15 protein-coding genes are annotated in these 21,668 nt (G+C 65.8%); 6 read left to right on the top strand and 9 right to left on the bottom strand.

Features of this window, described 5'->3' with window-relative positions:
- Positions 1-102: 102 nt before the first annotated feature.
- The 3 genes from yghU (at position 103) to ACED18_RS14080 (ending at position 3,660) form a co-directional block, all read left to right on the top strand.
- Positions 103-1,008 (top strand): glutathione-dependent disulfide-bond oxidoreductase, encoded by a 906-nt coding sequence (gene yghU, locus ACED18_RS14090; protein WP_377293261.1) that lies wholly within the window; start codon positions 103-105, stop codon positions 1,006-1,008.
- Positions 1,009-1,019: 11 nt separating this feature from the next.
- Complete coding sequence (locus ACED18_RS14085; protein WP_149740055.1) at positions 1,020-1,397, top strand: hypothetical protein; 378 nt, start codon at positions 1,020-1,022, stop codon at positions 1,395-1,397.
- 256 nt (positions 1,398-1,653) lie between these two features.
- Positions 1,654-3,660, top strand: coding sequence for an acetyl-CoA carboxylase biotin carboxylase subunit (locus ACED18_RS14080; RefSeq protein WP_377293259.1), 2,007 nt, complete (start codon positions 1,654-1,656; stop codon positions 3,658-3,660).
- 233 nt (positions 3,661-3,893) lie between these two features.
- Here the strand turns inward: ACED18_RS14080 and ACED18_RS14075 are convergent, their stop codons facing one another.
- Together ACED18_RS14075 and ACED18_RS14070 are read right to left on the bottom strand one after the other, a co-directional pair.
- Complete coding sequence (locus ACED18_RS14075; protein ID WP_377293257.1) at positions 3,894-4,244, bottom strand: type II toxin-antitoxin system RelE/ParE family toxin; 351 nt, start codon at positions 4,242-4,244, stop codon at positions 3,894-3,896.
- Entirely contained in the window at positions 4,234-4,503 is a 270-nt protein-coding gene (locus ACED18_RS14070; RefSeq protein WP_377293255.1) for a type II toxin-antitoxin system ParD family antitoxin, read from the bottom strand. Before ACED18_RS14070 ends, ACED18_RS14075 begins: the two co-directional genes overlap by 11 nt.
- Before the next feature lie 135 nt (positions 4,504-4,638).
- Here ACED18_RS14070 and scpA point away from each other — a divergent pair, with 135 nt between their 5' ends.
- Positions 4,639-6,777, top strand: coding sequence for a methylmalonyl-CoA mutase (gene scpA / locus ACED18_RS14065; RefSeq protein ID WP_377293253.1), 2,139 nt, complete (start codon positions 4,639-4,641; stop codon positions 6,775-6,777).
- A gap of 946 nt (positions 6,778-7,723) precedes the next feature.
- Here the strand turns inward: scpA and ACED18_RS14060 are convergent.
- From ACED18_RS14060 to ACED18_RS14045, 4 genes are all read right to left on the bottom strand, one after another.
- On the bottom strand, positions 7,724-8,623 hold the full coding sequence (locus tag ACED18_RS14060; RefSeq protein WP_377293251.1) for a DMT family transporter: 900 nt from the start codon (positions 8,621-8,623) through the stop codon (positions 7,724-7,726).
- A 114-nt stretch (positions 8,624-8,737) separates the two neighbouring features.
- Entirely contained in the window at positions 8,738-10,288 is a 1,551-nt protein-coding gene (locus ACED18_RS14055) for a putative bifunctional diguanylate cyclase/phosphodiesterase (protein WP_377293249.1), read from the bottom strand.
- A 69-nt stretch (positions 10,289-10,357) separates the two neighbouring features.
- Complete coding sequence (locus tag ACED18_RS14050; protein WP_377293247.1) at positions 10,358-11,569, bottom strand: CaiB/BaiF CoA transferase family protein; 1,212 nt, start codon at positions 11,567-11,569, stop codon at positions 10,358-10,360.
- Positions 11,570-11,972: 403 nt separating this feature from the next.
- A complete protein-coding gene (locus ACED18_RS14045) occupies positions 11,973-13,160 on the bottom strand; it encodes an acyl-CoA dehydrogenase (protein ID WP_377293245.1) in 1,188 nt (395 codons plus the stop codon).
- 267 nt (positions 13,161-13,427) lie between these two features.
- Between ACED18_RS14045 and ACED18_RS14040 the strand changes: the two genes are divergently transcribed.
- Positions 13,428-15,161: a methyl-accepting chemotaxis protein gene (locus ACED18_RS14040; protein WP_377293243.1), complete on the top strand. Its 1,734-nt coding sequence runs from the start codon at positions 13,428-13,430 to the stop codon at positions 15,159-15,161.
- A gap of 77 nt (positions 15,162-15,238) precedes the next feature.
- Here the strand turns inward: ACED18_RS14040 and htpG are convergent, their stop codons facing one another.
- The 3 genes from htpG to ACED18_RS14025 form a co-directional block, all read right to left on the bottom strand.
- On the bottom strand, positions 15,239-17,143 hold the full coding sequence (htpG, locus tag ACED18_RS14035) for a molecular chaperone HtpG (protein ID WP_377293241.1): 1,905 nt from the start codon (positions 17,141-17,143) through the stop codon (positions 15,239-15,241).
- Between the two features lie 616 nt (positions 17,144-17,759).
- Positions 17,760-19,214: an NAD-dependent succinate-semialdehyde dehydrogenase gene (locus tag ACED18_RS14030; RefSeq protein WP_377293239.1), complete on the bottom strand. Its 1,455-nt coding sequence runs from the start codon at positions 19,212-19,214 to the stop codon at positions 17,760-17,762.
- Between the two features lie 155 nt (positions 19,215-19,369).
- Positions 19,370-20,644 carry a 4-aminobutyrate--2-oxoglutarate transaminase gene (locus ACED18_RS14025; RefSeq protein ID WP_377293237.1) on the bottom strand — a complete coding sequence of 425 codons (1,275 nt, stop codon included), beginning with the start codon at positions 20,642-20,644 and terminating at the stop codon, positions 19,370-19,372.
- A 194-nt stretch (positions 20,645-20,838) separates the two neighbouring features.
- On the opposite strand from ACED18_RS14025, the gene ACED18_RS14020 reads away from it, so the two are divergent.
- Entirely contained in the window at positions 20,839-21,654 is an 816-nt protein-coding gene (locus ACED18_RS14020; RefSeq protein WP_377293235.1) for a cupin domain-containing protein, read from the top strand.
- Positions 21,655-21,668: the final 14 nt, after the last annotated feature.

Raw genomic sequence — 21,668 nt, 5'->3', positions numbered from 1 at the left:
TTTTGGGGCGGAAAATCGCCCGCGCCGGTCTATAATGACCGTAACGCCCGCTACCGCTGCGCCGTAGAAGGGCAGGAGCCAACGAGATCGAGGACCGAAGCCATGACCAGCAAACCGCCCGAAAACAATCTCCCCGCCGGCTATGTGGTGCCGGAAGTCTGGACCTGGGACAAGGGCAATGGCGGCCAGTTCGCCAATATCAACCGCCCCATTGCCGGCCCGACCCATGAGAAGGCGCTGCCGGTCGGCAAGCATCCGCTGCAGCTCTATTCGCTGGGCACCCCCAACGGCGTAAAAGTGACGATCCTGCTGGAGGAGCTGTTGGCGGCCGGCCACACGGGCGCCGAATACGATGCCTGGCTGATCAATATCGGCGAGGGCGACCAGTTCGGCTCCGGCTTCGTCGGCGTCAATCCGAATTCGAAGATCCCGGCGCTGATGGATCATCAACCGAGGGATGGCGGCCAGCCCTTGCGCGTCTTCGAATCCGCCTCGATCCTCGTCTATCTCGCGGAAAAATTCGGCGCCTTCCTGCCGACGGAGCTGCGCGCCCGCACCGAGACGATGAACTGGCTGTTCTGGCAGATGGGCTCTGCCCCCTTCCTCGGCGGCGGTTTCGGCCATTTCTACGCCTATGCGCCGATCCATATCAAATATGCCATCGACCGCTATGCGATGGAGGTGAAGCGCCAGCTCGACGTGCTCGACCGGCACCTTTCCGACAACCGCTATCTCGCGGGCGAGACCTACACGATCGCCGACATGGCGGTGTGGCCCTGGTACGGCCTGCTGGCGCTCGGCGAGGCCTATGGCGATGCCGGCCGTTTCCTGGAGGTCCAGTCCTACGCGCATGTGCAGCGCTGGACGGCCGAGATCGGCGCGCGCCCGGCGGTCAAGCGCGGCCGCATGGTCAACCGCACCTCCGGCACGCCGGAAAGCCAGCTGCGCGAACGCCACGACGCCGCCGACTTCGAGACGAAGACGGCCGACAAGCTGGCGAAGGGTTGAGGAGACGCACCATGGCCATCCTCCCCGACATGACCAAGCATCGCGGTTTCCCGGGCGGCATGCCCGGCACCGGCATCCAGTTCACCATCCGCCGCGCCAACCCGAAGGGCGTGACGCCGCTCAAAGCCATTCCCCGCCGGGCCCGTCCCGGCACCAAGGAGCATCTGGTGGACGCCGCCTTCCTCCACGCGCTCTGGCACCATTTCGGCACCGAGCCTTTTGAGCGCGGCAACCTCGACGCCGCCCGCCTCAACCTCCTCTTCGGCCGCGAGGTCATCCCGGCCGACAAGGATTTCGACCCGCTCTCCTACGAGGCCATGCTCGTCATCAACGAACGTGTGGCGCGCCAGAACTTTCCGGAGAGCTTTGACGACGTGTTCGAGGTGTGAGGAGAGGGGGCTGATTGGCCGTGGCTTCCCCCTCACCCTGCCCTCTCCCCGAGGGGAGAGGGGCCTGCCACAAGCGGGCCGCCAGCAGGGAAGCCGAGCGCCCGCCCCACGCGCTCTTCTCCCCTCGGGGAGAAGATGCCGGCAGGCAGATGAGGGGGCCGCTTCTGCGTCTGCCGCGCCGGACACGCCGCGCAAAAGACGGACACGGCGCCGAATACAAAGACAACACCGACACGAGACCCGGAAAGCCCGACTGATGTTCAAGAAGATCCTCATCGCCAATCGCGGCGAAATCGCCTGCCGCGTCATCAAGACGGCCCGTCGTCTGGGCATCGCCACCGTCGCCGTCTATTCGGATGCCGACCGCAATGCGCTGCATGTGGAGATGGCGGATGAGGCGGTGCATATCGGTCCGGCGCCGTCTTCCCAGTCCTACATCGTCATCGAGCGCATCCTGGAGGCGATCCGCAAGACCGGTGCCGATGCGGTGCATCCCGGCTACGGCTTCCTGTCGGAAAACGCCGCCTTCGCCGCCGCGCTGGAAAAGGAGGGCGTCGCCTTCATCGGCCCGCCGGTCGGCGCCATCGAGGCCATGGGCGACAAGATCACCTCCAAGAAGCTTGCGGCCGAAGCCGGCGTTTCCACCGTTCCCGGTCATATGGGGCTGATCGCCGATGCCGACGAGGCTGTGCGCATTTCCGCCGGGATCGGCTATCCCGTCATGATCAAGGCCTCTGCCGGCGGTGGCGGCAAGGGCATGCGCATCGCCTGGAACGACGCGGAAGCGCGGGAAGGCTTCCAGTCCTCGAAGAACGAGGCAAAGGCCTCCTTCGGCGACGACCGCATCTTCATCGAGAAATTCGTCACCGAGCCGCGCCACATCGAAATCCAGGTGCTCGGCGACACGCATGGCACCACGCTCTATCTCGGCGAGCGCGAATGCTCCATCCAGCGGCGAAACCAGAAGGTCATCGAGGAGGCCCCGTCGCCCTTTCTCACGCCCGAGACCCGCAGGGCCATGGGCGAGCAGGCCGTGGCGCTGGCGAAAGCCGTCGGCTACCACTCGGCCGGCACGGTGGAGTTCATCGTGGATGGCAAGGCGAACAAATTCTACTTCCTCGAGATGAACACCCGCCTGCAGGTGGAGCACCCCGTCACCGAACTCGTCACCGGGCTCGATCTCGTCGAGCAGATGATCCGCGTCGCGGCCGGCGAAAAGCTCACGCTTACGCAGGACGACGTGAAACTCACCGGCTGGGCCATCGAAAGCCGCCTCTATGCCGAGGATCCCTATCGCAACTTCCTGCCCTCCATCGGCCGCCTGACGCGCTATCGCCCGCCGGTGGAAGGTATCCGCGCCGATGGCAGCAAGGTGCGCAACGATACGGGTGTCACCGAGGGCGGCGAGATCTCCATGTATTACGATCCCATGGTCGCCAAGCTCTGCACCTGGGCCCCGACCCGCGAAGCCGCCATCGATGCCATGGGTGCTGCGCTCGATGATTTCGAGGTGGAAGGCATCGGCCACAACCTGCCTTTCCTCTCGGCCGTCATGCGCCATCCCCGCTTCCGCGAGGGGCGGCTGACCACGGCCTTCATCGCCGAGGAGTTTCCGGAGGGCTTCCACGGTGTTTCGCCCGATGCCGACGACGCGCGCGCGCTCGCGGCCGTCGCGGCCCTCGTCAACCACCGTATCCAGACCCGCGCCGCCGCCATCTCCGGCACGATCGGCAACCACCGCCGCATCGTCGGCACCGACTGGGTCGTCGCCTTCGCCGATCAGGACTGGCCGCTTGCGCTCGACGTGACCGGCGATGTGGCAACGGCCGTCTTCGAGGATGGCACGGCGCTGTCGGTGGCCGGCGACTGGCGCCCCGGCCGCACGCTCGGCACCTTCGCCGTCGATGGCCGCACCGTCAGCGTCAAGATCGACCTTGCCGGCCCCGCCATCCGCCTGCGCTTCCAGGGCATCGATATCACCGCGCGGGTGCGCGAACCGCATGTGGCAGCCCTTGCCCGCCTGATGCCGAAAAAGGCGCCGCCGGATACGTCCCGCCTCCTCCTCTGCCCCATGCCCGGCGTCATCACCTCGATCCTCGTCGCCGAGGGCGCCACCGTCGAGGCCGGCCAGGCGCTTGCCACCGTCGAGGCCATGAAGATGGAAAACGTCCTGAAAGCCGAACGCCGCGCCACCGTCAAACGCATCGCGGTCGCCGCTGGCGCCAGCCTCGCGGTGGACGATCTCATCCTCGAGTTCGCGTGAGGGGACGGGGGATGGCGAGCGGGTTTGCACCGGGGTTACCCCCCTCTGCCCTGCCGGGCATCTCCCCCGCAAGGGGGGAGATCGGCAGACCGGCACGCGCGTCATCCCCTCCGCTGCCCCTCTCCAGCCCGCGCCCCCACACCACATCCGAGATAACCCGCCAGCGGGCGCCCCAACCGATCTCCCCCCTTGCGGGGGAGATGTCCGGCAGGACAGAGGGGGGTAACACCACCCTATACGCCCCCCGCAAGCCGCGCCAGCATGTGCCGCTGGTGGTTCTGCCCGCCGAAGAACACGGCGAGGACGCGGATCTCGGCGCGCGCCTCATCCACGTCGAAATAGAAAATGGCCCGGTTCTTGGTCACGTGCCGGAGATTGCCCTCGATCCCGGTCATGATGGTTCCCTGAAACGGCGCTTTCCCAAGAGCTGCCATGTCGTCCTGAATGCCGAGAAGGCGCTGTTCCGCACGCCTGAAAGCATCGCGCAGGCTGTCACCCGTCTGCTGGTAGCTGTCGATCAGGTGGTCGAAAATAAGGTCGAGGTCGCGCTCGCAGGCGGCGGAGCGCACGACATCATAGGCCAAGGCGCGCCTTCTTTGCGGCCAGCATCGCCTCGATCTCGCGCCGGCTGTCGTCCATGGACACGGTCGGCCCCGCGCGGCGCTCCGCGATCAGCCGCCGAAGGGCCGCCATGTCGGCCTTTCCGTGCTCGGTCTCTTCGCGCACGAGCTCAAGACCTCGCTCCACCACCTCGCTCACGCTCGCAAAGCGTCCGTCCTCGACGAGTTGCCGCGCGAAGGCTGCCTGCTGCTCGGACAGCGATATCGAAGCTTTTGCGATCATATCGACGTCTCCCGGACCGGCTTCGAATGTGAGATGCGGTCCGGCCCCTGTCAAGATACGGGCTGCGGGCCATCGCTGCGCTGCCCCGTTCCTTGCACATCATCCCCTCGTTTCCCTCCACCCACAGGTGACCCCATGACCCCCAAAACCTTTGCCGACTGGGCAGCGCTCGCCGAGAAGGAAGTCAAGGCGCCTGCCGAGAGCCTCGTGTGGCAGACGCCGGAAGGCATTGCTGTGAAACCGCTTTATACGGCGCAGGATCTGGAGGGCGTGAACCATCTCGGCTCGCTTCCGGGCTTCTCGCCCTTCGTGCGGGGCCCGCGCGCCACCATGTATGCGGGGCGGCCCTGGACGATCCGGCAATATGCGGGCTTTTCCACCGCCGAAGCCTCGAACGCCTTCTACCGCAAGGCGCTCTCCGCCGGGCAGCAGGGCGTCTCGGTCGCCTTCGACCTCGCCACCCATCGCGGCTATGACAGCGATCATCCGCGCGTCGTCGGCGATGTCGGCAAGGCTGGGGTGGCGATCGACAGCGTCGAGGACATGAAGATCCTCTTCGAGGGCATTCCGCTGGACAAGGTTTCGGTGTCCATGACCATGAACGGCGCGGTGATCCCCGTGCTCGCCGCCTTCATCGTTGCCGGCGAGGAGCAGGGCGTGCCGCGCGCCGCACTCTCGGGCACGATCCAGAACGACATCCTCAAGGAGTTCATGGTCCGCAACACCTATATCTACCCGCCCGAGCCCTCCATGCGGATCGTCGCCGACATCATCGCCTATACGGCGAAGGAGATGCCGAAATTCAATTCGATCTCGATTTCCGGCTATCACATGCAGGAGGCGGGCGCGACGCTGGTGCAGGAGCTGGCCTTCACGCTGGCCGACGGGCGCGAATATGTGCGCGCCGCCATCGCCAGGGGGCTCGATGTCGATGAGTTCGCCGGCCGTCTCTCCTTCTTCTTCGCCATCGGCATGAATTTCTTCATGGAAGCTGCGAAGCTGCGCGCCGCGCGCCTGCTCTGGACCCGCATCATGGAGGACTTCCAGCCGAAGAAGGCGTCGTCGCTGATGCTGCGTACCCACTGCCAGACCTCGGGCGTCTCGCTGCAGGAGCAGGATCCCTACAACAACATCGTGCGCACCGCCTTCGAGGCCCTGTCGGCCGTGCTCGGCGGCACGCAGTCGCTGCACACCAATTCCTTCGATGAAGCGATTGCCCTGCCGACCGAATTCTCGGCTCGCATCGCCCGCAACACGCAGCTCATCCTCCAGCACGAGACGGGGGTCACGAAGGTGGTCGATCCGCTCGCCGGCTCCTATTACGTCGAAAGCCTCACCAATGAGCTTGCCGAAAAGGCCTGGGCGCTGATGGAGGAGGTAGAGGCGATGGGCGGCATGACCAGGGCCGTGCAGGAGGGGTTGCCCAAACGCCTCATCGAGGAAGCCGCCACGCGCCGGCAGGCCGCCGTCGACAAGGGCGAGGAGGTCATCGTCGGCGTCAACCGCTACCGGCTGGAAACGGAAGCCGAGATCGACATTCTCGAGATCGACAATTCCGCCGTGCGCACCGCCCAGGTCCGCCGCATCGAGGAAACCCGCCGCCGCCGCGACACGGCAGCTGTCGAAGCCGCGCTCGCCCGGCTGACGGAGATCGCCCGCAGCGGTGAAGGCAATGTGCTGGAGGCGGCCGTGGAGGCCAGCCGCGCCCGCGCCACGGTCGGCGAGATCTCCGATGCCATGCGCGTGGTCTTCGGCGATCACGCCGCCGTGCCGGAGGTCGTCCACGACATCTATGGGGACGCCTATCGCGACGAGCCGGAGCTGAAGGTGCTTGCCGGCCGCATCGCCGCCTTCGCGGAAGCGGCGGGCGCAAAGCCGCGCCTCATGGTCGCCAAGCTCGGCCAGGACGGGCATGATCGCGGCGCCAAGATCATCGCGTCCGCCTTTGGCGACATGGGCTTCGAGGTGCTGGCGGGTCCCCTCTTCCAGACGCCGGAGGAGGCGGCCGATCTCGCCGTCGCCGCGAAGGTCCATGTCATCGGCATGTCCTCGCTCGCCGCCGGCCACAAGACGCTCGCCCCGCAGCTGGTGGAAGCGTTGAAGGCGAAGGGCGCGTCGGATGTCATCGTCATCGTCGGCGGCGTCGTGCCCCGGCAGGATTATCAGTATCTCCTCGACCACGGCGTGTCGGCCGTCTTCGGCCCCGGCACCAATGTCATGGAGGCCGCCCGCGCGGTGCTCGACCTCATCGAGGGGCGGCGGCGCAACGCTTGAAACGCGGGAGCACGTCCAGCAAAAGTGCGTCAGCGGTTTTGCGTCCGGACTGCGTCAAAACAAGGAGATAGAGTATTTCCGGTGATCCCGAGATCATCGGAAATGCTCTGAAATTTTTCCCCGTCCGTCCCCGTGCCGCGCGCCCACCCCATACTGGCCGCGTCATCCCATCGGATACACCGGCAGGCGTGCCGGCGAGGGAAGGCCGGCGCGGAAGGGAACGGGGCAGACGCGGCCCCCTCCGGTCCGGGTCCGCAAAACGGCTGCAAGCCCGAGCGAAAACCGGGCGGAAGCTGGGCTTCAGGGAGGTGAATGGCGGCGGGTGAAACACCGCCGTCCCGCAAAACCCGGCTGTTGCGGCGTCAAAGCCGCGTCGCAGGAGCCGGACGAGGCACCGGGTCGAGCCGGGGTCATCACGCCCGAGCAGTCAGGCTTGCGGATAAAAACCGCCGAACGGGGCGCTGGAAGGCGTCACTTTCAACAACCACTTTCGCCACCGGCGGCTTCAAGCGCCCCGTCCGAAAGAACCGACAGAGGCAAAACCCGGCGGCCAGCCGCGCGGGATGCGTCCGGCTATTTGAAAACTGAGATCTTTCAGCCGAAGCATCACCGCCTCGGCGTTCCGCAGGGCGGCAAGACCATCCTCGCGAGTGCCCCTCTCCGCCGTCATCCTCGCTCTTTCCGCCGTCACTCCCCTCTCCGTCGTCACTCCCGCTCTCCTTCGTCATCCTCAGCCCTCTCCTCCGTCATCCTCGGGCTTGACCCGAGGATCCACATGCCACCCGGCAAGGCTTGAAAGATGGATCCTCGGGTCAAGCCCGAGGATGACGGGAGGATAGCCCGAGCGCGTTTCCAGACGGTCTGCAAAAGGCGCGTCCTGGGAACTTTGTCTCCGCAAGAACACTGGCATCGAGCATGGCTGGCGATCGCCGGGCGACCGGATCGTTCAGACTTGCGTTGCCGCCTGCGCAGCCCGGCGCTTCAGCTGCTGTTCGCGCAGCACGATATAGGTGCCCGATGCCATGATAAGCACCGCGCCGACAACGATGGAGGCGCGCGGCACGTCGCCGAAGAAGAGGTAGCCGAAGAGCACGGCCCAGAAGAGCAGCGCATATTGCAGCGGTGCCACCGTCGCGGCATCGGCCAGCTTCATGGCGCGGTTGACGAGCACATGGGCGAGCATGGCGACGATGCCGAGCAGGCCGAGAAGCGCAAGGTCGCCCACGCTTGCCACCGGCGCCCAGTCGAAGGGCACCCAGAGGATGCCGACGAGCGCCGCGCCGACGATCTGCCAGAACACCAGCACCGTATCCGGCGTGCCGCGCAGCGAACGCGCCGTCACCATCATGAAGGCAAAGCACATGGAGCCGATGACGCAGATCAGCGCCGGCAGGCCGAGCGCCTGGCCGGAGGGGTCGAGCGCGATGACGACGCCGATGAAGCCGACGAGAATGGCGCTCCAGCGCCGCCAGCCGACCTTTTCGCCCAGAACCAGCGGCGAGACGGCGGCGACATAGATGGGCGCGGCCAGCAGATAGGTCATGACATCGGCAAGCGGCAGGAATTGCAGCGCGGCATAAAACAGGAAGATCTCCGCCGTGGAGGCGACGACGCGCGCCACCTGAAGCCCCGGCCGCTCCAGGGCAAAGAGCGGCCGCCAGCCGGTCTTCATCAGGAAGGGCGCCAGCACGATCAGCGCCGCAACGCTGCGGATCAGCACCACCTGCCCGACCGAATAGCTCGCCACCAGCCACTTGCCCATCGTGTCGTTCAGCGAGAACATCAGCGTCGCCAAGAGCATGACGAAGGCACCGCTGCGGGCGGCAGAGGAGATCAAGGCGGGCATGAAAGGGTATCCTGACGCAATCGACCCGCATGTGCCACAAAGGACGCGCGCCGACCAGCCACCAATGCTGATGGATCGATCAATGCCGGTGGCCTTGGATGCGCGGCGAAGACCTCAGGAGGCCATGGCTCCGATGCTCTCCCGCTCGGCAATGAACGCCAGTGCGGCGTCCGCCGGCATGGGGCGGCCGAAGAGGTAGCCCTGGCCGATATCGCAGCCTTCGGCGAGGAAGTAGGCGAGCTGGCTGTGTTCCTCCAGCCCCTCGATGGTCATGGTGACGTTCAGGCTCTTGCCGAGACCCAGCATGGCGCGCACGATCTTCGCCTCGCGGCCTTCCGCGAGGTTCTTCGGCACCAGGCTCTTGTCGAGCTTGATCTTGTCGAACTGGAAGCGGGCGAGCTGGGCGAGGCTGGAATAGCCGGTGCCGAAATCGTCGAGTGCCATCTTCATGCCGAGGGCGCGAAAACCCTCGATCAGCGTGGCCGCCAGTTCCGGCTCGGTCATTAGCGCATTCTCGGTGATCTCCATTTCCAGCCGGGCCGGATCGAGCCCGGTCTTCTGGAGGATGCGGGCTATGCGCTCGCCGAGCAGGCGGTCTTCCAGTTGCAGCGGCGAGAGATTGAAGGAAAGGCCAATCTCGGCCGGCCAGTCGGCGGCGGTGCGGCAGGCTTTTTCCAGCAGTTGCTCGAAGAGCGGCGTGATCAGGCCGATTTCCTCGGCAACGGTAATGAAGTGCTGGGGCGAGATGAAGGCGCCGGTCTCGTCCTGCCAGCGGGCCAGCGCCTCGAAGCCGCGGATGTCGCCGGTCCTGAGGTCGATCAGCGGCTGGTAATGGCAGGTGATGCGGCCCTCGTCGATCGCCTGTCGCAGCCGGCTTTCCAGCCGCGCCTTGGCGCTCACCCGTTCCAGCATGCCAGCCTCGAAGAGGGCTGCGCGGTTCGGCCCCCCGTTCTTGGCCTCGTAGAGCGCGACATCGGCCAGATGGCAGGCTTCGCCGAAGGCGCTGGCATGCTCCGGCCAGCGGGCATAGCCGACGCTCGCGCCCACCTGGCTTGTCGTGTCGCCGGTCACCACAGGGCGCGTCAGCGCATGGATCAGCATGGCTGCGAACTTCTCTTCCTTGGCCGGCGTCAGGTCGCGGGCCACGGCGAGGAATTCGTCGCCGCCGAGCCGGAAGACGCAGCCCTTGTCCGTAAACGAGGAGAGCCGCCGCGCAATCTCCGCCAGCAGCATGTCGCCGCCGCGATGGCCGACGAGGTCATTCACCTTCTTGAAGCCGTCGAGATCGATCGCAAAGACGGTCGCCCGCTCGACCGGGCTGTCGCCGCCATCCATGTCGGCAACGGTAAAGCGTTCCAGCGCGTAGCGGTTCGGCAGGCGGGTCAGCTGGTCGTGGGTGGCGATGTGGTTGGCGCGTTCGGCGGCCTGCCGGCGGCGCAGCGATTCATCGCGCAGGTCGCGCACACGCAAGGCGGCATAGATGAAGCTCGCCAGCCCGAAAATGTTCAGGGTCGCCAGCACCAGCGTTACCGCAGGCCCGTCATTCTCGCGCAACTGGGCGTCGAGTTCGAACCGCATGACATAGGCTGCGGCCCAGGCCAGGCAGGCCAGGCACGCCAGAACGAGGAACTGCCGTCCCGCACTGCTGCGAATGAAATCCTGCACGGTACGATCCTCCCCGATCTGGGCCGGACACTACGGCCTGGGGTTCAAGGATCGCTTAATGCGCCCTCACTACTTCTTTGGATTTATGAAAGCATTCTCAGGTTCTTGCGTAAGATCAAGTCCGGCCAGGATCTCCTGCGTGTGCTCGCCCAGCCGCGGCGCGCCGCGCGTCAATGCAAGGCTCGCATCGGAAAAGACGATCGGCGTGCGCACGCCGGGTGCCGTCCTGTCCCTGGCTCCCGAATGCGGGAGATCGACACGCATCTTCCGGTGGACGATCTGGGGATCGTCGAAGACATCGGCCACCGTATTGATGGGCCCGCCGGGCACGCCCTCGGCTTCCAGAAGGGCGAGCAGCCTGTCGCGTTCGAAGCGCACCGTCTCGGCCGACAGCGCCTCGGTCAGCACGTCGCGGTTGGCGACACGCAGCGCGTTGGTCGCAAAGCGCGGATCGGCGCCGATGTCCTCGCGTCCCAGCAGGTTCGCGAACCGCACGAACTGCCGGTCATTGCCAACGGCGACGATCAGATGCCCGTCGGCGACAGGGAAGACCTGGTATGGCGCGATATTGGGATGCGCATTGCCGAGCCGCTTCGGCGCCTTGCCGGAAACGAGAAAGTTCAGCGCCTGGTTGGCGAGAACGCCGGTCATGCAGTCGAGCAGCGCCATGTCGATGCGCTGGCCCCGTCCGGTGCGTTCGCGGTGGGCCAGTGCCGCCTGGATGGCGATCACGCCGTAAAGGCCGGTGAAGATGTCGGCAAAGGCGACACCGATCTTCTGCGGCTCGCGCTCCGGCTCGCCGGTGAGATCCATGATGCCGCTCATGCCCTGCACGATATAGTCGTAGCCGGCGCGATGCGCGTAGGGCCCGTCCTGCCCGAAGCCGGTGACGGAGCAGTAGACGAGCCGCGGATTGACCGCCTTCAGGCTCTCGTAGTCGAGCCCGTACTTGTCGAGCCCGCCCACCTTGAAGTTCTCGACCAGCACGTCGGACTGCGCTGCGAGCCGCCGCACCGCTTCCTGTCCCTCGGGCGTGGTGAAGTCGAGCACGACGGACTTCTTGCCGCGATTGCAGGCGTGGAAATAGGCCGCATCGAGCCGCTCCCCGTCCTCGCCCTCCACGAAGGGCGGCCCCCAGGTGCGGGTGTCGTCGCCCTGCGGGCTCTCCACCTTGATCACCTCCGCGCCGAGATCGGCCAGCGTCTGCCCGATCCACGGACCCGCCAGAATGCGCGCCAGCTCCAGCACCTTCAGGCCGGCAAGGGGATGGGTCTCGCTCATGGTCTTGTCTCCGTGGGATGGGGGCGGGCACTTACGCCCTCCGCTGCCGTCATCCCGGCCCCCGAGCCGGGATCCAGCCAGACCAAGTCCTTGGTCTGAAAAGACTTCGTCCGGCCGCGCAGACGCGCGGCTCGTGTTCGCCTGGCTCGCCCTGCCCGCTGTCGGCCTGCGATACCCACCGTCAGCCTGCCCCTTCTCCGTCAGCCTGCCCCACCCTCCGTCATCCTCGGGCTTGACCCGAGGATCCATTGCGACAGCCGCATTCTTGGCTGTGGATCCTCGGGTCAAGCCCGAGGATGACGGAGAAGGGGGGCGACACTTAGTCAGGCGAGTGTCATGGGGCGAGGCGGGGACAGCGGCTTGCGGCAGGGTTGCACTCGCCTGCAAGCCCAGCGACGTTCTCTCAGAAAAACGCCTGCAACCCCGTCTGCGCCCGGCCGAGGATCAGCGCATGCACGTCGTGCGTCCCCTCGTAGGTGTTCACCGTCTCGAGGTTCACCATGTGGCGCATCACCTGGTATTCCTCGGAAATGCCGTTGCCGCCGTGCATGTCGCGGGCCATGCGGGCGATGTCGAGCGCCTTGCCGCAATTGTTGCGCTTGACGATGGAGATCATCTCCGGCGCCATGCGGTGCTCGTCCATCAGCCGGCCGACGCGCAGGGAGCCCTGCAGGCCGAGCGCGATCTCCGTCAGCATGTCCGAGAGCTTCTTCTGGAAGAGCTGCGTCTGGGCGAGCGGCTTGCCGAACTGCTTGCGGTCGAGACCATACTGGCGGGCGGCATGCCAGCAGAATTCGGCCGCCCCCATCACGCCCCAGGAAATGCCGTAGCGTGCCCGGTTGAGGCAGCCGAACGGACCCTTGAGGCCTTCGACATTCGGCAGCAGCTGCTCTTCGCCGACCTCGACATTGTCCATGACGATCTCGCCGGTCACCGAAGCGCGCAGCGACAGCTTGCCGCCGATCTTCGGTGCCGAGAGGCCCTTCATGCCCTTCTCCAGGATGAAGCCGCGGATGGCGCCGCCATGGGCTTCCGATTTTGCCCAGACCACGAAGACATCGGCGATCGGCGCATTCGAGATCCACATCTTCGAGCCGACGAGACGGTAGCCGCCCTCGGTCTTGATGGCGCGGGTCTTCATGCCGCCGGGATCGGAGCCGGCGTCCGGCTCGGTCAGGCCGAAGCAGCCGATATATTCGCCCGAGATCAGCTTCGGCAGGTATTTCTGCCGCTGCTCTTCCGAGCCATAGGCGTGGATCGGGTAGATGACGAGGGAGGACTGCACGCTCATCATGGAGCGGTAGCCGCTGTCGACGCGCTCGACCTCGCGGGCGATCAGGCCGTAGGCGACGTAGGAGGCGCCGACCCCGCCATAGGTGTCGGGCACGGTCACGCCCAGGAGGCCGACCTCGCCCATTTCGCGGAAGATGCCGGGCTCGGTCTTCTCCTCGCGATAGGCCTCGATCACGCGCGGCTGCAGCTTCTCCTGCGCATAGGCGCGGGCCGTGTCGCGGATCATGCGCTCGTCTTCGGTCAGCTGGTCCTCGAGAAGAAAAGGATCTTCCCAGACGAATTCGTTCTTGCCGGCCATGGTCAGCTCCCTGGTTGCTCGTGGCGCCGTTATCGCAGCCCGATCGCCGGGCGCCAAACGAAAAACCCTCACAGCCTCATGACGTCCGCGCATGGCCGCAACCATCGAGAGGCAACTTGACGATCGCCAGGTTCCTCATTTCGTTGGAATATCCGCGTTCTATTCATTCTTTCGAAATAAGAAACGCGGTAGCATGGCCACGTGTTGTTAGGCCACGTCAGGCACATCCCTGCCGGGAACGATCGCTCATTGAGGAGTTTCTACTCTATGTCCCTCAGACATTTGCTCGGTGCCCGCGAGCGTCTGGCCATGCTCGATGCCATCCACCGGTCCCAGGCGGTCATCGAGTTCGATCTATCCGGCAATATTCTTGCGGCCAACGAAAACTTCTGCAAGACCGTCGGCTATACGGCCGAAGAGATCGTCGGACGCCACCACAGCCTCTTCGTGACGGCAGAGGAGGCGAAGTCCGAGGCTTACCGCGCCTTCTGGGCAAGCCTCGGCGCCGGCAACTTCGATCAGGGCAAGTATCGACGTGTCGGCAAGGGCGGCCGCCATGTCTGGATCGAGGCCACCTACAATCCGATCTTCCGCCGCGGCAAGCCTTACAAGGTGGTGAAGTTCGCCACAGACATCACCGCCCAGCACCGCGCCGCCATGGACGAAGCCGGCAAGATCGAGGCCCTGTCGCGCGCGATGGCCATTATCGAGTTCACGCCGGACGGTCGTATCCTCGCGGCGAACGAGAATTTCCTCGAAGCCCTCGGCTACACCCTGCCCGAAATCGTCGGCAAGCACCACGCCATGTTCTGCGAGCCGTCCTATGCGGCCAGCGAAGACTATCGCACCTTCTGGCGCGACCTTGGCCGCGGCACATTCGCCTCTGATCAGTTCATGCGCATCGCCAAGGACGGGCAGCGTGTGTTCATCCAGGCATCCTACAATCCGATCATTGACGAGGACGGCAACGTCACCAAGGTGGTGAAGTTTGCGACCGACATCACCTCTCGCATGCATGCGGTCGAGGAGATCGGCGCCGGGCTGGAGCGCCTGTCGCAGTGCAATGTGCGCATCACGCTCGACAAGCCCTTCGTCGGCGAGCTGGAAAAGCTCAGACGCGATTTCAACATCTCGATCGGCGCCTTCCAGCGCACGCTGGAGCGGGTTCTGGCGCGCACCCGCCAGCTGAAGACCGACAGCCAGGACATGCACAGCTCCGCCGACGAGCTCGCCGAGCGCACGAAGCAGCAGGCGCGCGCGCTGGAAGCAACATCCACGTCGCTTGAGCAGGTCGCCGCCACCATCGAGCGCGCTGCGGCCAATACGACGGAAACGCGCCGGCTGGTGCAGGAAGCCCGGAGCTCGGCCTCCGAATCCGGTACGGTCCTGCGCGAGACGGTGGCTGCCATGCACCGCATCGAAAAGGCATCCGAACAGATCGGCACCATCATTGGCGTGATCAATGACATCGCCTTCCAGACCAACCTTCTGGCGCTGAACGCCGGCGTCGAGGCGGCGCGCGCCGGTGATGCCGGCAAGGGCTTTGCCGTCGTGGCGCAGGAAGTGCGCGCCCTCGCGCAGCGCTCTGCGAGTGCGGCCAGCGATATCCGCGCGCTGATCGGCAATGCCGGGCGCGAGGTGGTGGAGGGTGTGCGTCTGGTCGATGCCACGGGCCGGTCTCTGGAGGAGATCACGGCCTTCGTCGAAACGATCGACCAGAACATCGATGGCATCGCGACCGCCGCCATGGAACAGACCACCGGCATCAATCACATGAAACTGTCGATCCGCGACCTGGATGAGGTGACGCGCCAGAACGCCGAGATGGTGCATCGCACCGTCGCGATCAGCGAGAGCCTGGCAACCGGATCGGACGACCTTGCCGAACTGGTCGGCGACTTCAAGCTCAACCGCCGCAAGGTTCAGCGCGAGGATGGCTCCTCCCTGCCGTCCGAGTACCGCGGCCCCCGAAACCCGGCGGCAACCAACGTGGCGGCCTGAACCGGCACGGCTTTACACGAAAGCGGCCCGGGCGATTGCATCGCCCGGGCCGTTCCTTCATGCGGGATCTGTCCGTCTCAGGCCTTCAGCGCCCGGTCGAACAGTCGCGACAGGCGCTCGGCAAAGGCCTTGGGATCGGCCGGCTTGTCGCCGTCGAGAATGCGGGCCTGGTCGAGCAGCAGATGCGCCGCATCCGTCTTGAGATCCTGATCGTCCGGTCGCCCGGCCAGCGCCTTGACGAGATCATGGGCGGGATTGACCTCCAGCACCGGCTTCGCCGTCTCCGACAGGCGGCCTGCGCCCTGCAGGATCTTCTCGAGATGCCGGTCCGGCCCATGCTCGGGGGCCACGAGGCAGACGGCACTTTCGCGCAGGCGGTCGGAGACGCGCACGTCGGAGACGGCGTCCGAGAGCACGCCCTTCGCAAAGGTCACGAAATCCGTCACCGCCGGGGTCGCCTCGACCGGCTTCGTTTCGGCCTCGTCCGCACCGCCGATGGTCGCGAGATCGGCGCCGCCCTGCGTCACCGACTTGAACGCCTTGCCATCGAAATCCGGCACCGCCGTCACCCAGAAACTGTCGACGGGATCGGTGAGAAGCAGCACCTCGACGCCCTTGGCGCGGAAGCCTTCGAGCTGCGGCGAGGCGAGGATCTGCTGGGCATTGTCGCCGGTGATGTAGTAGATCGCCTGCTGGCCGTCCTTCATGTCCTTGACGTAATCGGCAAGCGAGCGCACGCCCTCGCCGGATGTCGTCGTCCTGAAGCGCGACAGCGAGAGGATCTGCTGGCGCCGCTCGAAGTCCTCGTAGATGCCTTCCTTCAGCACCGTGCCGAAGGTCTCCCAGACGGTCGCGAATGTCTCCGGCTCGTTCTCGGCCAGCTTCTCGATGTCCTTCAGCACGCGGTTCGTCACGCCCTTGCGGATCGCGCCGAGAATCGGGCTTTCCTGGATCATCTCGCGGGACACGTTGAGCGGCAGGTCGGCGGTGTCCACAAGGCCGCGCACGAAGCGCAGGTAGCGCGGCATGAGATCGGCATCGTCGGTGATGAAGACGCGCTTCACATAAAGCTTCATGCGCCCCTTGCGGTCGGGGTCGAAGAGGTCGAAGGGCCGCGAGCCCGGCACGAAGGCGAGCGCGGTATATTCATGCCGGCCCTCGGCGCGGAAATGCACCGTCAGCGCCGGATCGTCATACTGGCCGGAAACGCCGCGATAGAATTCGGCGTAGTCTTGCTTGCTGATGTCGCCCTTCGACTTCGTCCACAGCGCCGAACCGTCGGCGATCTGGCGGGCCTCCTCGCCGGGCTTGTCGATGATGGTGATCGGCACCGGCACATGGCCGGACTGGTCCTTGACGATCTTCTCGACCGTCCATTTCGACGTGTACTGCTTGGCATCGTCGAGCAGATGGAGCGTGATCCGCGTGCCGCGCGCCGGCGCTTCGGACGGGTCGATAGCGGCGACCGTATAGCTGCCCTTGCCGTCCGACGACCACAGGAAGGCATCGGAAGCCCCGGCGCGGCGCGTGGCGACATCGATGCGCTCGGCCACCATGAAGGCGGAATAGAAGCCGACGCCGAACTGGCCGATCAGCTGCGCGCCGGCCGCGCCGCCTTCCTTCTCCTTCTGGGCCGCCTCGATGCGCTCCATGAAGGCCTTGGTGCCGGAGCGCGCGATGGTGCCGAGCGCCTCCACCAGCTCCTCGCGGCCCATGCCGATGCCGTTATCCTCGACGATCAGCCGCTTGCCTTCCTCGTCCAGCGTCAGCGCGATCTTGGCCTGCGGATCGGTCCCGAGAAGGGCGGGATTCTCGATCGCCTCGTAGCGCAGCTTCTCGCAGGCATCGGCGGCATTCGAGATCAGTTCGCGCAGGAACACATCCTTGTCGGAATAGACCGAATGCACCATCAGGTGCAGAAGCTTCGCGACATCGGCCTCGAACACATGGTTCTCGACGGAACCCTTGGCGGCAGCAGTCATCGGCGGAAAACCTCCTTGGTTTACATGGCAGTGATGGAAGTGCGCCTCAGGTGGCGAAATCCGGCGGGGAATTCAAGGGGGTCGGGCTATTGTGTTTGCGCTTGAAGAAACGTCAGAGTTTCCCGTCATGCTCGGGCTTGACCCGAGCATCCATGCGGCATCCGCCGCACTTGTGGCGTGGATCCTCGGCTCGGTGGCCGAGGATGACGGAGACCGGAGTGATCGCCCTGCACTGCCGTGGGCTCATCATGGAAAAGAGCAGACGGCGTTCCTATAGTGGCGCTCGAAGCGGCACGCGAACTGGCGGGCATGGGCTGAACCGACACGGGCGCCACCGCACCGCCGCGCCGCCGGTCGTTCGATGATGCAGACGGCCATCAGGCGGCAGAATGATTCTGGTCGATCCGTCGATCTGAAGCTCACCACCCTCCGTCATGCTCGGGCTTGACCCGAGCATCCATGCGGCATCCGCCGCACTTGTGGCGTGGATCCTCGGCTCGGTGGCCGAGGATAACGGAGACCGGAGCGAAGGCCCTGCCCGGAAGCGAGGCCTTTCGCACATGAGCACGCGCTTGCCCTCACTCCAAACGAGCGATGGCATGCCCCTCATCAGCTCTCAAATATTCCCCATGCAGAGATACTTCATCTCCAGATAATCCTCCGCGCCGTGGCGGGAGCCTTCGCGGCCGATGCCGGATTGCTTGAGGCCGCCGAAGGGGGCGGCTTCCGACGACATGCGGCCGGTGTTGATGCCGACCATGCCGTATTCCAGCGCTTCGGCCACCCGCCAGACGCGGCTGAGGTCGCTCGCATAGAAATAGGCGGCGAGACCGTAGATCGTGTCGTTCGCCTCGCGGATCACGGCTTTCGCATCCGTGAAGGCAACGATCGGCGCCACGGGGCCGAAGGTTTCGTCGCGGGCGATCTGCATGTCCTGCGTCACCCCCGTCAGCACGGTCGGCGGGAAGAAGGTGCCGGCTGTGCCGAGCCGCTGGCCGCCGCAGCGCACGGTGGCCCCTTTGGCGCAGGCGTCGGCGATATGCGTCTCGATCTTGTCGAGTGCGCGCGCATCGATCAGCGGCCCGACCGTGCTCTTCGCATCGAAGCCGTCGCCGACCGTCAGCTTCGAGACCGCGGCCGCGAACTTCTCGGCAAATTCGTCATGCACGGCGGCGTGGACATAGAGCCGGTTGGCCGACACGCAGGTCTGGCCGGCATTGCGGAATTTCGCCTGGATCGCGCCATCGACGGCGGCATCGATATCGGCGTCGTCGAAGACGATGAAGGGCGCGTTGCCGCCGAGTTCCAGGCTGAGCTTCTTGATCTGGTCGGCCCCCTGCCGCATCAGGATGCGGCCGACTTCGGTGGAGCCGGTGAAACTCACCTTGCGCACCCGCGGATCGGTGCAGAAGACCAGCCCGATCTCCGCGCCGTCTGCGGCCGTCAGGATCGAGAAGATCTCGGCCGGAATGCCGGCTCGCATGGCGAGGTTGTGGAGCGCGAGCCCGATCAGCGGCGTCTGCTCGGCCGGTTTGAGCACCACGGCGCAGCCGACGGAAAGGGCCGGCGCCACCTTGCGGGCGATCATCGAGGCCGGGAAGTTCCAGGGCGTGATGGTGCCGACGACCCCGACCGGCTGCTTGATGACGATCATGCGCCGGTCGTCGGAGGGTGCCGGGAAGGTCTCGCCATAGATGCGCTTGGCCTCCTCCGCATACCACTCGACATAGGCTGCGGCATGCTGCAGCTCCGAGCGGCTTTCGGCGAGCGGCTTGCCCATCTCGGCCGTCAGCACGGCGGAGAGATCGTCGATATGGGCAAGGATCAGGTCGTGCCAGGCGCGCATGACGGCGGAGCGGTCCTTGGCGGGACGCCGGCCCCAGGCCTCGCGCGCCTCTTCCGCCCGCGCCACGGCCGCCGTCGCATCGCCGGCACCGAGATCGGCGACATCGGCAAGATGCTCGCCGGTCGAGGGGTTCACGACGGCAAAGGTCGCGGCACTGCCACGCGGTTCCGGAAAGATCGCGGCCGGGTCGGTCAGATGGCGAAGAAGCGCGGGGTGAAGCTGCATGGCGGATCCTGACATCGGGGCTGGGCAATCACGGAAGGGGTGATGTCCTCTGCCTGTCCGCCCGCGGCCCCGCAAGGGGGCCGGCGAGGGGAAATGCGATGCCGCCACCCGGCCGCCACCCGGGCGTCTTCCGGCCGGGTGGCGGGCGTATCGGATCAGGCGGCGGTGCGGGCCGCGAGGATCGAGGCTTCGAGAATGTCGAGCGCTTCGGCGAAGACCTCGTCCTGAATGGTGATCGGCGCGAGGAAGCGGATGACATTGCCATGCACGCCGCAAGTCAAGAGGATCAGGCCGCGCTCGAGCGCCGCAAGCCGCACGCGGTTGGCGAAATCGGCGCTCGGCAGGCTGGTCGTGACATCGTTGAACTCGACGGCATTCATGAAGCCGGGGCCACGGATATCGACGATCTCTGGCGCCTGTTCGCGGATCGCGGCCAGGCGCTGCTTGAGCCGGCCGCCGAGCTGTTCGGCACGGTCGCAGAGGTTTTCGTCGGCGATCACGTCAAGCACGGCGTGGGCTGCGGCAACGCCCAGCGGGTTGCCGGCATAGGTGCCGCCGAGGCCGCCGGGGCCGGGCGCATCCATGATCTCGGCGCGGCCGGTGACGGCGGCGATCGGGAAGCCGCCGCCAAGGCCCTTGGCCATGGTCACGAGGTCGGCCGCAATGCCGTAATGCTCCATGGCAAACAGCTTGCCGGTGCGGGCAAAGCCGGTCTGCACCTCGTCGGCGATCAAGAGCATGCCGTGCTCGTCGCAGATCTGGCGCAGCGCCTTCATCAGCGGCGCCGGCACCGGATAGAAGCCGCCTTCGCCCTGCACCGGCTCGACGATGATGGCGGCGACGCGCTTGGGATCGACATCGGCGGCAAAGAGTTTTTTCAACACCGCCAGCGACTGCTCTACAGTGGTGCCGTGCAGTTCGATGGGGAAGGGCGCATGGAACACGTCAGCCGGCATGGCGCCGAAACCAACCTTGTAGGGCACGACCTTTCCGGTGAGCGCCATGCCCATGAAGGTGCGGCCGTGGAAGCCGCCGGTAAAGGCGATCACCGCCTGCCGGCCGGTTGCGGCACGCGCGATCTTCACGGCGTTTTCCACCGCTTCGGCGCCGGTGGTCACGAAGATGGTTTTCTTGGCGAAGTCGCCGGGCACGATCGTGTTCAGCCGCTCGGCCAGCTCGACATAGTTTTCGTAAGGCACGACCTGATGGCAGGTGTGGGTGAAGCGGTCGAGCTGCTTCTTCACGGCCTCGATGACGCGGGGATGGCGGTGGCCGGTGTTGACGACGGCGATGCCGGCCGCAAAGTCGATGTAGCGGTTTCCGTCCTTGTCCCAGATTTCGGCATTTTCGGCGCGATCGGCGTAGATCTGCGTCGTCATGCCCACGCCACGGGAAATGGCGGCATTCTTGCGTTCGGTCAGCGTGCTCATCGGGGGCTCCGGGAAACGGTCGAGGTCAACAGGGCGAGAGAATAATTTGCATTTTTTCTGCAAGCTTTTATTTTGATAATCCGGCGGCGGGTGGAATTCAAATGAAAAATCGTGACGGATCGATCACGCCGTCTGTGGTAGCGAGGGGCAAAGGGGTGCGGCCCATCCGCCCCGTCGAAGAGGTCAGGCCATCCATGTCCGATGAGAGCGAGGTTCGTTACAAGGTCGCCGAGGCCGCCCGGCTCGCCGGCGTCTCGGCCTCCACCCTGCGCCTGTGGGAAAGCCAGCAGCTTGTCGTGCCGGTTCGGTCGCCGAGCGGCCACCGCCAGTACCTCGCCTCCGACATTGCGCGCCTGCGCCGCATCGCCTGGTATCGCGCCGAGCGCGGCCTGAACCCCGCCGCCATACGCGAGGCGCTGCTGACGGAAGACGAGGGCGACGCCGCAACCCCCGCGCCCGGCGGCGAGACCAACACGATCGGCCGCAAGCTCCGGGCACTGCGCCACGCGCGCGGCCTGACGCTGGAGCAGGTGGCCGGCGATGTCGGCATCACGGCCTCGGTTCTGTCCACGCTGGAGCGCACCTCGCAGGGCGTCTCGTTTGCCGTGCTGCACGCCATCGCCGCCTTCTTCGACACAACCGTCTCAAGTCTCTCCGGCGACGACGGCCTGCGCGATGGCTCGATGGTGAAATCAGGGGAATGGCGCACCTGGCCGCAGACGACGCCGGGGCTGACCGTGCAGATCCTCGCCGAAGGCCGCAACCAGATGGATTGCCACCGCTTCGTGCTCGCCCCCGGCGCCTCCAGCGAGGGCGCCTATCGCCATGAGGGCGAGGAGTTCATCCATGTGCTCTCCGGCCGTATCGAGATCATCCTCGACGGCCAGGAATTCCACGACCTGCAGCCTGGCGACAGCCTCTACTTCGAAAGCCGCCGCCACCACGCCTGGACCAACCGCCACGACGGCGAAACCGTGCTGCTCTGGATCAACACACCCCCGACGTTTTGATGGGGCGAGCAATG

The organism is Rhizobium sp. SG2393, from assembly GCF_042610495.1.
In the GTDB taxonomy this organism is placed as follows: Bacteria; Pseudomonadota; Alphaproteobacteria; order Rhizobiales; family Rhizobiaceae; genus RU20A.
The sequence above is the reverse complement of the archived record's forward strand: the minus strand, read 5'-3'. Positions and strand labels throughout refer to the sequence as shown.

What these genes read in the sequence shown, in the direction of transcription:
- yghU (WP_377293261.1), top strand. Translation starts at nt 103, where the DNA reads ATGACCAGCAAACCGCCCGAAAACAATCTCCCCGCCGGCTATGTGGTG.
- ACED18_RS14085 (WP_149740055.1), top strand. Translation starts at nt 1,020, where the DNA reads ATGGCCATCCTCCCCGACATGACCAAGCATCGCGGTTTCCCGGGCGGC.
- ACED18_RS14080 (WP_377293259.1), top strand. Translation starts at nt 1,654, where the DNA reads ATGTTCAAGAAGATCCTCATCGCCAATCGCGGCGAAATCGCCTGCCGC.
- ACED18_RS14070 (WP_377293255.1), bottom strand. Translation starts at nt 4,503, where the DNA reads ATGATCGCAAAAGCTTCGATATCGCTGTCCGAGCAGCAGGCAGCCTTC.
- scpA (WP_377293253.1), top strand. Translation starts at nt 4,639, where the DNA reads ATGACCCCCAAAACCTTTGCCGACTGGGCAGCGCTCGCCGAGAAGGAA.
- ACED18_RS14060 (WP_377293251.1), bottom strand. Translation starts at nt 8,623, where the DNA reads ATGCCCGCCTTGATCTCCTCTGCCGCCCGCAGCGGTGCCTTCGTCATG.
- ACED18_RS14050 (WP_377293247.1), bottom strand. Translation starts at nt 11,569, where the DNA reads ATGAGCGAGACCCATCCCCTTGCCGGCCTGAAGGTGCTGGAGCTGGCG.
- ACED18_RS14045 (WP_377293245.1), bottom strand. Translation starts at nt 13,160, where the DNA reads ATGGCCGGCAAGAACGAATTCGTCTGGGAAGATCCTTTTCTTCTCGAG.
- ACED18_RS14040 (WP_377293243.1), top strand. Translation starts at nt 13,428, where the DNA reads ATGTCCCTCAGACATTTGCTCGGTGCCCGCGAGCGTCTGGCCATGCTC.
- htpG (WP_377293241.1), bottom strand. Translation starts at nt 17,143, where the DNA reads ATGACTGCTGCCGCCAAGGGTTCCGTCGAGAACCATGTGTTCGAGGCC.
- ACED18_RS14030 (WP_377293239.1), bottom strand. Translation starts at nt 19,214, where the DNA reads ATGCAGCTTCACCCCGCGCTTCTTCGCCATCTGACCGACCCGGCCGCG.
- ACED18_RS14025 (WP_377293237.1), bottom strand. Translation starts at nt 20,644, where the DNA reads ATGAGCACGCTGACCGAACGCAAGAATGCCGCCATTTCCCGTGGCGTG.
- ACED18_RS14020 (WP_377293235.1), top strand. Translation starts at nt 20,839, where the DNA reads ATGTCCGATGAGAGCGAGGTTCGTTACAAGGTCGCCGAGGCCGCCCGG.